Origin of the sequence: Marinoscillum sp. (genome assembly GCF_040222955.1) — a bacterium.
In the GTDB taxonomy this organism is placed as follows: domain Bacteria; phylum Bacteroidota; class Bacteroidia; order Cytophagales; family Cyclobacteriaceae; genus Marinoscillum.
The window spans coordinates 670,333-685,375 of the sequence record NZ_JAVKCA010000007.1 but is presented as its reverse complement, the minus strand read 5'-3'; the positions used below and the strand labels follow the sequence as shown (position 1 = coordinate 685,375).

Sequence of the window (15,043 nt, the reverse complement as noted above, 5' to 3'; positions counted from 1 at the left end):
TAGTAGAGTGGGCATGAGATATCGTACATTGTTTTTCTTTTTGTTTTTTGGGCTTCACCTGATCTGTCGATCTCAGGATCTTGCTTTCCCGGGTGCCGAGGGTTTTGGTAAATATACTACCGGCGGTCGGGGAGGTGCGGTGCTGGTGGTGAGTAATCTGAACGATAGTGGTCCGGGCAGTTTCAGGGCGGCGTTAGAGTCTGAGGGACCGCGGATCGTGGTATTTGCTACCTCAGGTACCATTCTGTTAGAGTCTGAACTCAAAGTGAATAATGGTGACCTGACCATTGCGGGTCAGAGTGCGCCCGGGAGTGGTATTACCGTGCGAAACTACCCCATAAAAGTCAGCGCCGACAATGTGATCATCCGCTATATCCGCTCCAGAATGGGGGATGTGGAAGGTGTTCAGGATGATGCCATTAGCATTATCGGACATAAAAACATCATAGTAGATCACTGTACGTTTAGCTGGGGTACGGACGAATGTGCTACTTTTTATGATAATGAATGGCTCACGGTGCAGTACTGTATGATCACAGAGAGTCTGAACAAATCAGTTCATAAGAAGGGAGAACATGGCTATGGGGGAATTTGGGGAGGCAAAAAAGCCTCTTTTCATCATAATTTGTTCGCACATCACAAGAGCAGAAACCCTCGTTTCAATGGGTCAAGGTACCATAAACAGCCAGCTGAGGAGATTGTGGATTTCAGAAACAATGTGATCTACAATTGGCAGGAAAACAACTCCTATGGCGGGGAAAAAGGCCAGCACAATGTGGTCAGTAATTACTACAAGCCGGGGCCGGCTACCCGGTCTAAAAAGGATAAGATCCTTGATCCATATGAGCCTTTTGGGCAGTTTTACGTGGAAGGGAATGTTCTGGCAGATGATGATGAGGTGACCAAGGACAACTGGGAAGGTGTAAATGTGGAGGACGACGAACAGAAGTTAGTCAGGCTGGATAATCCTGTGTCGGTAACGGAAATACCTGAAACATCAGCCAGGGAAGCTTTTGATGAGGTGCTGAATGAAGCGGGCGCCAGCTTATGCAGGGATGAGATAGACCTTCGCATTGTCAGAGAGGCCCGAAGTGGGACGGCTACTTTTGGTACAGGGATCATAGACACCCCTGATCAGGTGGGGGGATGGCCCGTACTCAAGCAAGGCAAAGCCTCAAAGGACACCGATCAGGATGGTATGCCGGACAAATGGGAAAAAAGAAAGCATTTGAATAAGAAAAAAGATGATTCTGCGGAGATTGGATTGATGGAGCATTATACGAACATTGAGGTCTATTTGAATGAGTTGGTTCAGGACTAGTCTGTTAATCCTTCTCTTGGCCGCAGGATGGGTTGTTGCCGGACAAGTGCCCCGGGACACCAGCTATACCGTAGCACATACAGTTGCCAAAGCGCTCAGACATTATCCCAGTTTGGATATTCAGGGAGTTGAACCCAACTATCCAGAATCGGTGATGTCCACTTTTGACGTGGTTTACAAGGATCTGGGTTACCGAAGTTTGGTGGCCAATCTATTCACACCTAAAGAGAGGAGGTTTTCCGCCGCTATTTTGATGATTCATGGAGGAGGGTGGAGAGCGGGATCCCCTGGCTTAATGACTCCCATGGCTGAGCGACTGGCCGAAGCAGGCTATTTGGTTATGGTGCCTGAATATCGCCTGTCGATGGAAGCACTCTATCCTGCAGCCATTGAAGATTTGAAGGATGCGCTGCAATGGACGCGAGATCGGTCGAAAGCAATGGGTATGAATACGAACCGTATGGTTATACTGGGATGTTCTGCCGGTGGACAGTTGGCGACCCTCCTGGGAATTACGACCGACGTTCAGGCGATAGTTGATATAGATGGTGTTTTGGCTTTTAAACATCCTGATTCCGAGGAAGGAGCTATGGCTGCACAATGGCTTGGAGGTACCTACGAAGAAGTGCCTGAGTTATGGCAGGAAGCTTCGGCACTGACACATGTCTCAGCCTCTACACCACCTACCTTATTTTTGGGGAGCAAATACCCAAGATTTCTTGCTGGAAGACAGGAATACATGCAGGTTCTGGAAAAAGCCGGCACCTATGCAGCAGTTAGGGTATTCGAAGATGCTCCTCATTCCTTTTGGTTGTTGTCACCTTGGTTTGATGCCACTGTGGCGGAGGTGATCAAATTTTTAAATGATACAATTTTAGAGCATGATAATTAAGCTTAAATGGATATAGAAAGAGGCATAGCGGTTGATTCGGGAGTCATAGTTGGTCTGTTACTTGGTCTGATGGTCATTTTTGTATCCTGCAAGGAGAATGAGGAACAGCTTCAGATACTTGTTAGCCACATTTCCATCAAAGGCGATTTTATAGAAGATGGGGAAACCAGTCAGCTTACGGCTGTCATTCTTCCTGCCAATGCATCCAATCAAATGGTTGAATGGAAAGTATCAAATGAGTCGGTGGCTACTATCAGTGAAAATGGCCTTTTGACTGCCGTATCCAATGGGGTGGTTACCGTCACAGCGTCTGCCAAGGATGGCTCTGGAGTAGCCACTCAGAAATCATTTAATGTGTCGGGTATAATGGCTCCGGTGGTATTGGTAGAACGTATTTCAATACAAGGAAATAATATTAGCGATGGCCGATCCCAAGCCTTTAGTGCTGAAGTTTTGCCGGTCAATGCCGACAACCAGGCGGTAGTTTGGTCTGTTTCGGATGAAGCTCTGGCTGAGATCTCCGCATCAGGTGTTTTGACTCCTATTAAGAATGGTTCTGTCACAGTACGGGCATCGGCCACCGATGCCTCTGGGGTGGTGGGTGAGAAAATCATTTCTATCTCAGGGGTTGACGAAGGTACAGACGGAACCATAGTAGGTACGGCGGAGGACATTCTCAGCGCTATAGCCAATGCGAATGCCGGAGACAAAATCTACATCCGGGGCGGCACCTACACCTTCTCTGCCAAGATTAATTTGAGCCGCGATGGTACCGAGGGCAACCTTATTTCACTCATTGCTTATCCTCAGGATACCCAAAGACCGCTGTTTGACTTTTCGTCAATGACTGAAAACTCCAGCAACCGGGGACTTCAGCTCTCCGGAGACTACTGGCATGTAAAGGGCATTGATGTTTTTGGCGCCGGAGATAATGGGATGTTTATCAGTGGAAACAACAATCTGGTTGAATTTTGCACTTTTTATGAAAATGCAGATACCGGACTTCAGATTGGCAATGGCGCAAGCCACAACACTGTATTGAATTGTGATTCGTTTTACAACGCAGATTCTTCTATAGAAAATGCCGATGGATTTGCCTGCAAGCTGGATGCCGGAGATGGTAATAAGTTTGTCGGGTGCAGGGCATGGCAAAACCTCGATGATGGGTGGGATGGCTACCTTAGAGGGGCGGATAATATCACCACCACTTATGAGGATTGCTGGGCCTTCAAAAATGGAATGCTGAAGGACGGAACCACTGGCGGTGGAGACGGCAATGGTTTCAAAACCGGAGGCAGTGATGATAAGCTGCTAAAACATAATGCTCTGTATACCAATTGTATAGCTGCCGGGAATGTTGTTGATGGGTTTGATCATAATAGTAACAGGGGTGCGGTCATAATGTACAATTGCTCAGCTCACAGCAATGGCCGAAACATCAATTTTGGAAGCTCCAACATTGCTGCCTCGCTCACCATCAAAAACAGCCTTTCATTTGCCGGAGGAGGAGGCGATAGTTATCAGGCCACCAGCACTGATATTACCAATAACAGTTGGCAGGACGGTCTGGAGGCTTCTTCGTCAGATTTTGTAAGTATTGATCTGGAGGCACTTTCCGCACCAAGAAAGGCGGATGGCAGCCTGCCGGATGTGGAGTATCTCCACCTGAAGGCGGAGAGTGATCTGATAGACAAGGGAGTGGATGTTGGTCTGGACTATTCCGGAACAGCTCCGGATCTCGGAGCTTTTGAGTTTGAATGATTTGTTGATTGAGCCCTTTAGAAGTATGAAACTAAGGCAGATCAGCCTTTTTGGTTGGTCACATACCCGGCTCCCAGGGAGCCGGGTTTTATGGATTTTTGTCCTGGAAATGTATGAAATACCTGTATTCCCGGGGCCAAACAGGGTGAATTAGGATGTGGGAAATCTTTTTTCTTAATTTTGATCGAATACTAACTGAATAACAAGACACTGGAATCTCTAACCATTACAACCGTATCCACCAGCTCTTACGAGTGTACCATCACCGTGGACTGTGCCATTTTTGGATTTCAGGACAATGAACTGAGACTGCTTTTGGTCAAGCGGGCCATAGACCCATTTAAAGATCAGTGGATGCTACCGGGGGGGATCATGGAAGAAGGGCACACCTTAGAGGAGTCTGTGAATAACGTACTGTTTAACCTCACGGGAATACATGATGTGCATCAGGAGCAGGTGAAGGCGTATAGTCGGGTAGACAGGCACCCCGTGAAGCGCGTGCTCACCGTATGTTTTTATGCACTGATTAAGCCCGAAAATCACCCGGTGATCGCTAAAAACTACGTGTCTGATGTGCAGTGGTATTCGTTTTCAAAACTTCCCGGGCTGGGATTTGATCACGATCAACTGGCCTTAGATGCCTTACATAAATTGAGGGGTAATCTTGATCAGAACCTCATTTTTGGGGAGTTGCTTCCAGATAAGTTTACACTAAAAGAACTGCAGGACCTCTATGAAAGCATTCTGGATGAGACACTGGACCGGAGAAATTTTCGCAAAAAAATTCTGCAATCAGGGCTGGTGATCCCGACCAACGAAAAGAAAGTGGGTGTGAAGGGCGGACCAGAACTTTATAGAATCAAGAAATAGGTATTTAACAGATTTTCTTAAATAATGATAAAAACGGCCATAAAAAGCATCGAGTTATTGTGAATTCATTAAACTGTGTATAAATTACACAGTATAAAAATTACAGGCGATAAGCCTCATGTTATCTATCTCTGCTACATCACGTGCCTGAGATCAATTGAGCATTTATAAAACATATTAAAGGATGAATCAAATACGCTTTTCTACCAATCCCAATGACTTTCTTAATTACACTACTGAGGACATCAGACAAGAGTTTTTGATTCCTGAGGTGATGCAGCCAGGTCAGATCACATCTGTTTATTCAATGTACGACCGGATGATCACCATCGGTGCGATGCCCTTAAAAGAAGCAATCAAATTGCCGGTATACGAGGACCTGACCAAAGCTGATTACTTTCTGGAGCGACGTGAATTGGGTATTATCAATACAGGTGGTGAAGGTGTGGTGACGGTAGACGGAGAGTCGTTTACGCTGGCCAATAAGGAATGTCTCTATGTAGGAAAAGGCAAAAAGGACGTCACTTTTGCGAGTAGTGATGCAGGCACCCCGGCAGAATTCTTTGTGAATTCATGCCCAGCCCATCATGCATACCCTACGGTAAAAGCCGGCCTTGCGGATGCCAATGAGGTCAACCTGGGAAGCAAGGAAAACTGTAATGAGCGTACCATTTATCAGTTCATACACGAAGGAGGCATCCAGAGCTGTCAGTTGGTGATGGGCTTCACTGCATTGAAAACAGGGAGTATTTGGAATACATTTCCACCACATACACACCTCAGACGTATGGAGATTTACTATTATTTTGATCTGGCAGATGATCAGTTGGTAATGCACTTCATGGGGGATCCTCAGGAGACACGCCACATTGCCATGCATAACAAGCAGGCCGTGATCTCGCCGGAATGGTCTATTCACTCAGGAGCCGGCACTTCCAATTATTCTTTTATATGGGCCATGGCTGGTGAAAACAAAGCGTTCACAGATATGGATGGTCAGGATGTTAAAGCAATACGATAATGGTATTAGATTCATTTAGTTTGGCCGGGAAGACGGCCCTGGTCACGGGCTGCAAGCGAGGTATTGGCAAGGCCATAGCCGAGGGATTGGCAGAGGCAGGAGCAAACATTATTGGTGTTTCGGCATCATTAGAGCTTAGCGGTAGTGAAGTGGAGCAAGCCATTCAGGCCCGGGGTAGATCATTCAAGGCATACCAGAGTGACTTCTCTGACAGAAACTCTGTGCATACTTTTTTGAAAAAGTTAATGGATGAGAATGATCGGATTGATATCCTGGTGAACAATGCCGGCACCATCATGCGAAAGCCTGCAGCAGAGCACCCTGACGAGTATTGGGACGAAGTGATAGAGGTTAATCTGAATTCTCAGTTTGTGATCTCCCGTGAGGTAGGTAAGCACATGATAGCCAATGGTAAAGGGAAGATTATCTTTATCGCATCACTCCTTACTTTTCAGGGAGGGATTACAGTACCCGGGTATGCAGCCAGCAAGGGTGCGATAGGTCAGCTAAATATGGCCTTGTCCAATGAGTGGGCTTCAAAAGGGATCAATGTAAATGCCATTGCGCCCGGTTATATAGCCACTGACAACACCAAAGCGCTTAGATCTGATTCGGAGCGCAGTGACTCTATCCTGAGCAGAATTCCTCAGGCCAGATGGGGAAACCCGGAAGACTTTAAAGGGCCAGCTGTGTTTTTGGCCAGCGAGGCGTCAAACTATATGAATGGATCGATAGTCACCGTGGATGGCGGCTGGATGGGACGATAAATAAGATTTAAAAGTGGCCTGGTGAGGAGATAAAATTGTATTACTTCTTCATACTTCATACGAGTTCTTCACCGGCCCCTTTTTCACTAACAGTCAATAATAAATTTTGGAAATGAAAGAATTTCTTGGTGAGGATTTTTTATTAGAAACTAAAACTGCGCAAAAGCTATATCATGACTATGCTGCGCAAATGCCAATTATAGATTACCACTGTCACTTATCTCCAAAAGACATAGCCGAGGATCGGGTGTTTAACAACCTCACGGAAGCCTGGCTGGAGGGAGATCATTACAAATGGCGCGCCATGCGCACCAATGGGGTAGACGAGTCGTTTGTGACAGGAAACAAAACGCCCGAAGAGAAATTCGGACAATGGGCGTCTACCGTGCCTGATACCCTCAGAAATCCTTTGTATCACTGGACCCATCTTGAGCTTCAGCGCTATTTTGACATTAAGGACATCCTGAATACAGCTACAAGTCAGCAGGTTTATCAACAAGCCTCAGCTAAACTCAACTCCTCTGGATTTTCGGTTCGGGGCTTGATGGCTAAAATGAATGTGGAGGTAGTCTGTACCACTGATGATCCTATTTCAGAGTTGGAGTATCATTTGCAACTTCAGCAGGAGGGTTTTCCCATCAAAGTGTTGCCCACTTTCCGTCCGGATAACCTTTATGCTGTGGAGAATCCCGAGGCTTACAAGAGCTATCTGAAAAAGCTGGAAGGACTGGTCGGATTTAGCATTTCTTCTTTTGAAGATTTGCTCAAAGCCTCTCAGCAACGAATTGATTTTTTTCATCAGGTGGGCGGCCGATTATCAGATCACGGCCTGGAGCAGTTGTATGAGTTTGGGAAAGCGGATGCTTCAGAGCTTTTCGACCTGATCTTGAGTGGAGAGACCCTCTCAGGTTATCAGATTCAGCAGTTCAAAATGGCATTGCTGGTAGAGCTGAGCAAGATGTACCATGCCAAAGGATGGACACAGCAGTTTCATTTGGGGGCTATACGCAATAACAATACCCGGATGATGCGGACTTTGGGTCCGGATACCGGATTTGATTCCATTGGTGATTTCTCACAGGTCAAGGCCATTAGTCGCTTTCTGGATCAACTGGACAATACGGACCAACTGGCGAAAACCATCCTTTATAACCTCAACCCGGCGGACAATGAGGCCATGGCCACTATGATAGGCAACTTCAACGATGGCTCTGTGGCAGGTAAACTACAGTACGGATCTGCCTGGTGGTTTCTGGATCAGAAGGACGGTATGGAGAAGCAGATGAACGCGCTGTCCAACATGGGACTACTGAGTCGTTTTGTAGGTATGCTCACCGACAGTCGCAGCTTTCTTTCATTCCCGAGACACGAGTATTTCAGACGGATACTCTGCAACATGATCGGAAAAGATGTGGAGAATGGAGAGCTACCCAACGATTTGGAGTGGCTGGGAGCCCAGGTACAGAATATCTGTTATCACAATGCTAAAAATTATTTCAATTTCTAGCCTTTTTGGGGTTTGAAAATAAAAAAAAGGCAGTAATATCCTGAAGCATGATATTAGAAAGGTAAGTGTCGAATCATTCCATTAAAATGAAAAGACAACAGGACATATGAAACAAGGCAGAGTAATCACATTTGGAGAAGTGATGATGCGCTTATCCCCACCGGGTTTTGCCAAATTTTCCCAGGCGACCAATCTGGAGTTGGCATACGGAGGTGGAGAAGCTAATGTGGCTATGTCATTGGCTTACCTGGGCATGCAAGCCGCTCATGTCACGAGATTTCCGGATAATATCATTGGCAGGTCTGCGACACAATTTCTGAGGCAGCACTGGCTGGACACCTCATGGGTGCTCTACGGTGGAGAGTTGATGGGCAAGTACTTTCTGGAGAAAGGAGCTGTTCATCGATCGAGTCAGGTGGTGTATGAGCGCGATGGGTCGGCTTTTGCCAAAATCCAGCCGGAGATGATTGACTGGAAGTCGGTGTTTAAAGAAGCTGACTGGTTTCATTGGACGGGTATCACACCTGCCATCTCAGAAGGTGCATTGGCCTGCTGTGCAGAAGCGATCAAAACGGCTAATGAAATGGGAATCATGGTCTCTGCGGACATCCATTCCAGAAAAAATCTTTGGAACTATGGTAAGACCCAGCAGGAAGTAATGCCCGAACTGGTAGCCGGATGTGACATAGTGTTGGCCAGCCGGCACGATATAGCTGAAATTTTTGGCATTGACGTGGAGGCAGAAAAGGACGGTAAGTTTCAGTCTGCAGCCCAGGCTTTGATGGACAAATGCCCGAGAGTAAAAAAGGTTTTTGACAAGAAACGAGAGACAGTCAGTGCTTCTCACAATAGTATTCAGGGGAAAGTCTGGAATGGTAAGCGTTACCTGAAGACCGATACCCTGGATGTGACACATATCGTAGACAGGGTGGGTACAGGCGATGCCTTTGCTGCAGGATTGATCTATGGATTGCTTGCGTACCAGGATGATTTTCAGGCACTTAAATTTGCTACGGCAGCTTGTGCACTTAAGCACACGGTGGAGGGGGATGTGAACATGGTTTCACGGGAGAATGTGATTGATTTAATGGAAGGAAATACTTCCGGAAAGATTATTAGGTAGTATAAAGTCGGCAAAAGATGCCATCAACTGATAAAAGAAATAAACACTCGATGAGGTATTTACTGATTGTGATCTGTGCAGCACTTGTGAGCGCCTGCGCCACTTCTTCTGAGACACGCGAGCTCAAACTTGGCCATAGTCTGGCTGTGAGTCATCCTGTGCATACAGGGATGGTCTATATGGCTGAGCGCCTGGAAGAGATCTCTGGAGGTAAAATGAGCATGACCATTTACCCTTCAGGTCAGCTGGGCAATGAGCGTGAGACGTTGGAGCTTCTGCAGATTGGAAGCCTGGCTATGACCAAAGTATCGGCAGCTGTGTTGGAGAATTTTGCTCCTAATTTCAGGGTACTTGGGTTGCCCTATATTTTTGAAAGTGAGGACCACATGTATAGGGTACTGGATGGAGAAATTGGAGAGGAGTTATTGGGCCAAGGTGAGCAATACCGGTTTCGGGGATTGTGTTACTACGATGCTGGATCACGAAGTTTTTACACTAAAGACAAGCCGGTATATACGCCGGAGGACCTCAAGGGAATGAAAATCAGGGTGATGAAAAGCAACACGGCAGTGAACATGGTGAATCAACTGGGTGGGTCACCCACACCTATTTCCTTCGGAGAGCTCTATACTGCCCTACAGCAGGGAGTGGTAGATGGAGCCGAAAACAATCCGCCCAGCTTTTACTCCAGCAGACACTACGAGGTGTGTAAATACTATACACTCGACGAGCATACCAGTGTGCCGGATGTGCTGCTGGTGAGTATGGTGTGGTGGAATCGACTCAGTGAGCAAGAGCAGACATGGCTGAAGCAGGCGGCTACTGAGTCGGTGGGTTATCAGCGAAAGGTATGGGCCGAGTCGGTACTGGAGTCACTGGCCGCAGTGAAGGCAGCTGGTGTGGAAGTGATTATCCCCGAGAAGCAGGATTTTTCTTCTATTGTGAATCCGATTTATGAAGCTTATAAAGATGATGCGGAGAAATTTGAACTTATCATGAAGATTAGAGCACTGGCAGATGAAAAATAAGATAGACAAGATTTTGGAGAAAATATTGGTTCTCCTGATGGCCATTATGGTGCTCAATGTGCTGTGGCAGGTAGCTTCCAGGTTTTTACTCAACTCGCCCAGTGGCTTTACCGATGAGCTGGCCGGGTTCCTCCTGATATGGGTAGGGCTCATTGGCTCAGGCTATGCCACCGGGCAGGGACTGCATATGGCCATAGACATACTTCCAAAGTCCCTGGAGGGAGCCAGGTTCCTTTGGGTGATGCGGTTTATTCATTTTTCTGTGGCGCTCTTTGCGCTGCTTGTCATGATCATAGGTGGGAGTAATCTGGTCTATGTCACATTGGAGTTGGAGCAGCTTTCGTCGGCTTTGCAGCTACCCATGGGCTATGTTTACCTGGCAGTCCCACTGAGTGGAATTTTAATGATTTATTATAGTATTTATTACCTCATATTCACAGAATCCAATGGCAGTAACTGAGATTTTACTACTTGTAGCAAGCTTTTTATTGTTGTTGGCCATAGGTGTGCCCATCGCTGTGAGTATCGGGCTGTCCACAGCCCTTACCCTGATGGTGAGTATACCCGCCATGCCTGCGCTCACCACCATCGCACAGCGTATGGCTACGGGACTTGACAGCTTTGCGCTCCTTGCCATCCCGTTTTTCATCCTTTCAGGACAGCTAATGAACCGGGGCGGGATAGCCAGAAGGCTGGTAGATTTCGCCAAAGTGCTGGTGGGCAGTCTCCCCGGAGGATTGGCGTTTGTTAACATCATCGCCTGTATGTTCTTTGGGGCCATTTCCGGGTCAGCTGCTGCGGCAGCCTCGGCCATCGGGGGATTTATGACACCCAGGATGGAAAAAGAGGGTTACGATAAAGGTTTTGGTGCAGCGGTGAACCTCACCAGTGCCACCATTGGGTTGGTGATCCCGCCAAGTAATATTCTGATCGTGTACTCTCTGGCCAGTGGTGGGGTGAGTATTGCGGCTTTGTTTTTGGCAGGCTACGTACCTGGTATCATTCTGGGCGTGGGCCTGATGATGGTTTCAGGAGCTATTGCCTTCAAAAGAAGATATAAAACCGGAGAATGGGTCGGAATTAAGGCCGGAGCCAGAAAATTGCTCGACGCTATTCCGAGTTTGTTCTTGCTGGTTATCGTGATCGGAGGTATCGTTGCTGGTTTTTTTACGGCCACTGAGGCTTCTGCCATTGCCGTGCTGTACACCATTGTTTTGACCTTTATCTACAAAGAACTGAAAGTGGCTGAACTTCCTTCCGTACTTCTGGATACAGTAAAGACCACAGCCATTATCATGTTATTGATAGGTACCTCGATGGGGATGTCCTGGGTGATGGCTTATGAGAACATTCCTCAGGAGGTGAGTAACTTCCTGGTGACCCTAAGTGATAACCCCATAGTGATCCTGCTGATTATCAATTTGATTTTACTTTTTGTAGGCGTTTTCATGGACATGACACCTGCTGTGCTCATTTTTACCCCCATCTTCCTGCCCGTGGTGACGGCCCTGGGTATGGATCCCATTCACTTCGGGATAGTGATGGTGCTTAACCTTTGTATCGGGCTATGTACACCACCTGTGGGCTCCGTATTGTTTGTAGGGTGCAGTGTGGCCGGAGTGAGCCTCCAAAAGGTACTGAAACCACTTATTCCATTGTTTGCAGTGATGATCCTTGTGCTGATGCTGGTGACCTACATCCCAGAGCTGAGTCTTTGGCTCCCGGGCGTGTTTGACCTTTGATATAAGTATCTTACATTTCAATGAATATCAATACCGATGGTGCACCATCGGTATTTTTTTTTGATCTCACCCGATATATTACCCCGCTCATCGATTAATACCGGGTACCCTCTTTTATAAAGCTAACTTGTGGCAAAATTCAACCAGTGCAAAATGAAAAGCGTGCTGATATTTTTTCAACTGATGAGTCCTATTGGCCAATACTGTTCAGGCAGAGGGAGATTATGAATGGTAAGTCACTTTTTAGTATATTTTATCGATGTTCAGGTGCAACGATGGCAACCGAAAATGAACTTAAACTTTAAAAAAGAATGGGACAATTGACCAACACAGCACATCATGATGAGCGGATCGCAAAAATGACCTTCGCCTCGGTTTACCCGCATTACGTCACCAAGGTGGAGAAAAAGGGCAGAACCGTAGAAGAATTGCATCAGGTAATCGAATGGTTAACTGGCTACGAAGAAGAAACACTGAAGGCGCTCATTCGGGATAAGGTAACCTTTGAAACATTTTTTAAGACCGCCACGCTTAATCCGAATGTTCATCTCATTACGGGAGTAATTTGTGGCTATCGGGTGGAGGAAATAGAAAATCCCTTAACGCAACAGGTGCGCTATTTAGACAAGCTGGTGGATGAGTTGGCAAAGGGGAGGAAAATGGAAAAAATTCTTCGGGGACCGGAAAATGACTAAACGGTTTCCCTAATTTTTAATCGTAGCAATAAAATCATAGCTTTCAGAAATGAGTTCAAAATCCAATCAGAGAACCGGCAGATTATTATTCATGCTTGTTTTATTAACCCTCAATTATTTTGCTCAGGCGCAAAATCTACCGATTCTTAATCTGAACAAGAGGGCGGAGGTAGAATTTGACAAGTTTAGTTATTCCAAAGCCAAAGACTTGTACATGGAATCATACGTGCAGGATTCTACACAGGTGGATGTCATTGGTCAGATCGCAAAATGCTATCTGAAGCTGAATAATTCGATAGAGGCAGAGCGATGGCTCACGAAATTGATACAGTCTGACAGTGTGCAGTCTGATGATATTTATTATGCACTGGCCCAGCAGTTGAGTAAAAACACAAAATATGATGAGACAGCTGATGTATTGATAAAGTTGAACGCTGGAAAAGCAAAGGATTTTAGGGCTGAGTCTTTATCCAGACTGGATGAGTTTTTTGCGACGAGTAAATTTTATGAAGTTACCTCCCTGGAGGTCAATAGCCCAAGCAGTGATTTTGGGCCCATGTACTATGGCGATCAGATCGCTTTTTTGTCAGCCAGGCAGAAGAACAAATGGGTGATTTCCAGCTTTAGCTGGGACGGTACTGAATTTCTAAATTTCTACAGCTTCAGTCCTGATAGTGCGACTGATGTCACGCCCATTTCCGGATTAAACAGCGCCTATCATGAAGGACCTGGTCAGCTCTATGATAAGGGCCAGAAGATTGTCTTTACAAGAAACCATTTGATCAAGAATAAATTGGGCCGACAGGAAGATGGAATTTCAAAATTGCAACTCTACTTCGCTACCCGGTCCAAGGACGGCAAGTGGTCGGACGTGAGTCCCTTTGAACAGAATATACCAAGCTACTCTTTTGGCCATCCTACCATCAATATGGCTGGAGATACGCTCATTTTTGCTTCCGATATGCCCGGCGGTTTCGGTGGCACGGATCTTTACTTCTGCGTGGCCCGGGAAGGTGGCTGGTCAGTGCCTGCAAACTTTGGCGACAGGATAAATACCGAAGGAAATGAGATGTTCCCATTTTGGCAGGGACAAAAACTCTATTTCGCGAGTGATTTCTGGCCCGGCCTGGGTGGGTTGGATTTGTTTTTCACCAGCCCCTGGGCGGATTCGGGAGAGCCAGTGAATATAGGCGCTCCCATCAATAGCAGCCAGGATGATTTTGGCTTGATCACGGGTGAATCCCAGAGGAGCGGGTACTTTTCATCAGATCGCTCGGGCAATGACGATATCTATAGGTTTGATGCTAAATTTTACGCCTTATCTGGAGATGTCAAAGATCTTTATAGTGATGCACCAATAGAAGAAGCGGAAGTGGTCTTTCTGGACTCATTGGGGCGTGTACTGGACATCTTCAGTACGGGTGCATCCAATTCATTTGAGGCCAATTCTACTTATTCAGGGCAATTGACAGTCTACGCAAGGAAAGGTGGGTATCTGATACAGGATAGCCTCAAGGTAGATATTGGTGCCGACTTTGTGGGTATGCAAAAGATGGATTTATATCTTTTTGTACCGGATCTGGAGATGATAATTCTGGATGAATCTGACCAAGTAATAGCAGGTGCGGTTCATTACCTTCGACTCATTGCCGCACAGAAGCCCCTTCAGCCTTTGCCTGGGGAGGACCTTCTCTATGGAGTGGTTCCCGGCAAAACTTACGAACTGTTTGCCGCGGCTGATGGATTCTATTCTAAAAGAGATACTTTTCAGATACCTGATGACTTTGCAGGGAACGGACAGCACTTAGTGCGCTTAAAGAAAGTGGTCATTGGCGAGAGTATCCGACTAGATCATATTTATTATGATGTGAACAGTGCACGCTTAAGGGTGGAATCGGAGAAAGAGCTGGATAAGGTAGTGGCCTTTATGACAGATAATCCACACATTAATATTGAACTTAGTTCGCATACTGACTCGCGTGGAACAGATGCTTATAATTTGCGCCTCTCTCAGCAGCGGGCAGATTCAGCCACTCAATACCTCATAGATCAGGGGATAGATAAAAAACGAATTACTCCAAAGGGTTATGGGGAATCCAAGCCAGTTAATCGTTGCACAAATGGGGTCAATTGTTCTGCGGATGAACATCAAGAGAATAGAAGAACCGAGCTCGTTATTTTGGCGATGTAATTTTCATTATTTGATGGGCTTTTATTATTTACTAGTATAACACATGTAAAAGTTAACCGGCTATACGAGATTTTCCTTTAGCGCTCCAAGGATCAATTTCGTCTGGTTTATTCAATTGATCACCG

13 protein-coding genes are annotated in these 15,043 nt (G+C 46.3%); all 13 read left to right on the top strand.

Features of this window, described 5'->3' with window-relative positions; genetic code table 11:
* Positions 1 to 13: 13 nt before the first annotated feature.
* Positions 14 to 1,321, top strand: a complete 1,308-nt coding sequence (locus tag RIH33_RS04980; RefSeq protein ID WP_406650853.1) for a polysaccharide lyase family 1 protein — start codon at positions 14 to 16, stop codon at positions 1,319 to 1,321.
* A gap of 16 nt (positions 1,322 to 1,337) precedes the next feature.
* Positions 1,338 to 2,213 carry an alpha/beta hydrolase fold domain-containing protein gene (locus RIH33_RS04975; RefSeq protein WP_406650854.1) on the top strand — a complete coding sequence of 292 codons (876 nt, stop codon included), beginning with the start codon at positions 1,338 to 1,340 and terminating at the stop codon, positions 2,211 to 2,213.
* Positions 2,214 to 2,219: 6 nt separating this feature from the next.
* Positions 2,220 to 3,974, top strand: coding sequence for an Ig-like domain-containing protein (locus RIH33_RS04970; protein WP_406650855.1), 1,755 nt, complete (start codon positions 2,220 to 2,222; stop codon positions 3,972 to 3,974).
* Between the two features lie 267 nt (positions 3,975 to 4,241).
* Complete coding sequence (locus RIH33_RS04965) at positions 4,242 to 4,844, top strand: NUDIX hydrolase (protein WP_406650856.1); 603 nt, start codon at positions 4,242 to 4,244, stop codon at positions 4,842 to 4,844.
* Positions 4,845 to 5,028: 184 nt separating this feature from the next.
* Positions 5,029 to 5,865: a 5-dehydro-4-deoxy-D-glucuronate isomerase gene (gene kduI, locus RIH33_RS04960; protein ID WP_406650857.1), complete on the top strand. Its 837-nt coding sequence runs from the start codon at positions 5,029 to 5,031 to the stop codon at positions 5,863 to 5,865.
* Entirely contained in the window at positions 5,865 to 6,632 is a 768-nt protein-coding gene (locus tag RIH33_RS04955; RefSeq protein ID WP_406650858.1) for an SDR family NAD(P)-dependent oxidoreductase, read from the top strand. Before kduI ends, RIH33_RS04955 begins: the two co-directional genes overlap by 1 nt.
* A gap of 112 nt (positions 6,633 to 6,744) precedes the next feature.
* A complete protein-coding gene (gene uxaC / locus RIH33_RS04950; RefSeq protein WP_406650859.1) occupies positions 6,745 to 8,139 on the top strand; it encodes a glucuronate isomerase in 1,395 nt (464 codons plus the stop codon).
* Positions 8,140 to 8,245: 106 nt separating this feature from the next.
* On the top strand, positions 8,246 to 9,262 hold the full coding sequence (locus tag RIH33_RS04945) for a sugar kinase (protein ID WP_406650860.1): 1,017 nt from the start codon (positions 8,246 to 8,248) through the stop codon (positions 9,260 to 9,262).
* Positions 9,263 to 9,312: 50 nt separating this feature from the next.
* Entirely contained in the window at positions 9,313 to 10,290 is a 978-nt protein-coding gene (locus RIH33_RS04940) for a TRAP transporter substrate-binding protein (protein WP_406650861.1), read from the top strand.
* A complete protein-coding gene (locus RIH33_RS04935) occupies positions 10,280 to 10,750 on the top strand; it encodes a TRAP transporter small permease (RefSeq protein WP_406650862.1) in 471 nt (156 codons plus the stop codon). The genes RIH33_RS04940 and RIH33_RS04935 overlap by 11 nt, the downstream gene beginning before the upstream one ends.
* Positions 10,737 to 12,032, top strand: coding sequence for a TRAP transporter large permease (locus tag RIH33_RS04930; protein WP_406650863.1), 1,296 nt, complete (start codon positions 10,737 to 10,739; stop codon positions 12,030 to 12,032). The genes RIH33_RS04935 and RIH33_RS04930 overlap by 14 nt, the downstream gene beginning before the upstream one ends.
* Positions 12,033 to 12,343: 311 nt before the next feature.
* The gene (locus tag RIH33_RS04925) at positions 12,344 to 12,727 is read left to right on the top strand and encodes a DUF2200 domain-containing protein (RefSeq protein WP_406650864.1); all 384 of its coding nucleotides are present in this window, start codon (positions 12,344 to 12,346) and stop codon (positions 12,725 to 12,727) included.
* A gap of 91 nt (positions 12,728 to 12,818) precedes the next feature.
* Positions 12,819 to 14,918 (top strand): OmpA family protein, encoded by a 2,100-nt coding sequence (locus RIH33_RS04920; RefSeq protein ID WP_406650865.1) that lies wholly within the window; start codon positions 12,819 to 12,821, stop codon positions 14,916 to 14,918.
* Positions 14,919 to 15,043: the final 125 nt, after the last annotated feature.

Coding starts and splice junctions, on each gene's coding strand:
- RIH33_RS04935 (WP_406650862.1), top strand. CDS start 10,280: ATGAAAAATAAGATAGACAAGATTTTGGAGAAAATATTGGTTCTCCTG.
- RIH33_RS04945 (WP_406650860.1), top strand. CDS start 8,246: ATGAAACAAGGCAGAGTAATCACATTTGGAGAAGTGATGATGCGCTTA.
- RIH33_RS04940 (WP_406650861.1), top strand. CDS start 9,313: ATGAGGTATTTACTGATTGTGATCTGTGCAGCACTTGTGAGCGCCTGC.
- RIH33_RS04980 (WP_406650853.1), top strand. CDS start 14: ATGAGATATCGTACATTGTTTTTCTTTTTGTTTTTTGGGCTTCACCTG.
- RIH33_RS04955 (WP_406650858.1), top strand. CDS start 5,865: ATGGTATTAGATTCATTTAGTTTGGCCGGGAAGACGGCCCTGGTCACG.
- RIH33_RS04925 (WP_406650864.1), top strand. CDS start 12,344: ATGGGACAATTGACCAACACAGCACATCATGATGAGCGGATCGCAAAA.
- kduI (WP_406650857.1), top strand. CDS start 5,029: ATGAATCAAATACGCTTTTCTACCAATCCCAATGACTTTCTTAATTAC.
- RIH33_RS04970 (WP_406650855.1), top strand. CDS start 2,220: ATGGATATAGAAAGAGGCATAGCGGTTGATTCGGGAGTCATAGTTGGT.
- RIH33_RS04930 (WP_406650863.1), top strand. CDS start 10,737: ATGGCAGTAACTGAGATTTTACTACTTGTAGCAAGCTTTTTATTGTTG.
- RIH33_RS04920 (WP_406650865.1), top strand. CDS start 12,819: ATGCTTGTTTTATTAACCCTCAATTATTTTGCTCAGGCGCAAAATCTA.
- uxaC (WP_406650859.1), top strand. CDS start 6,745: ATGAAAGAATTTCTTGGTGAGGATTTTTTATTAGAAACTAAAACTGCG.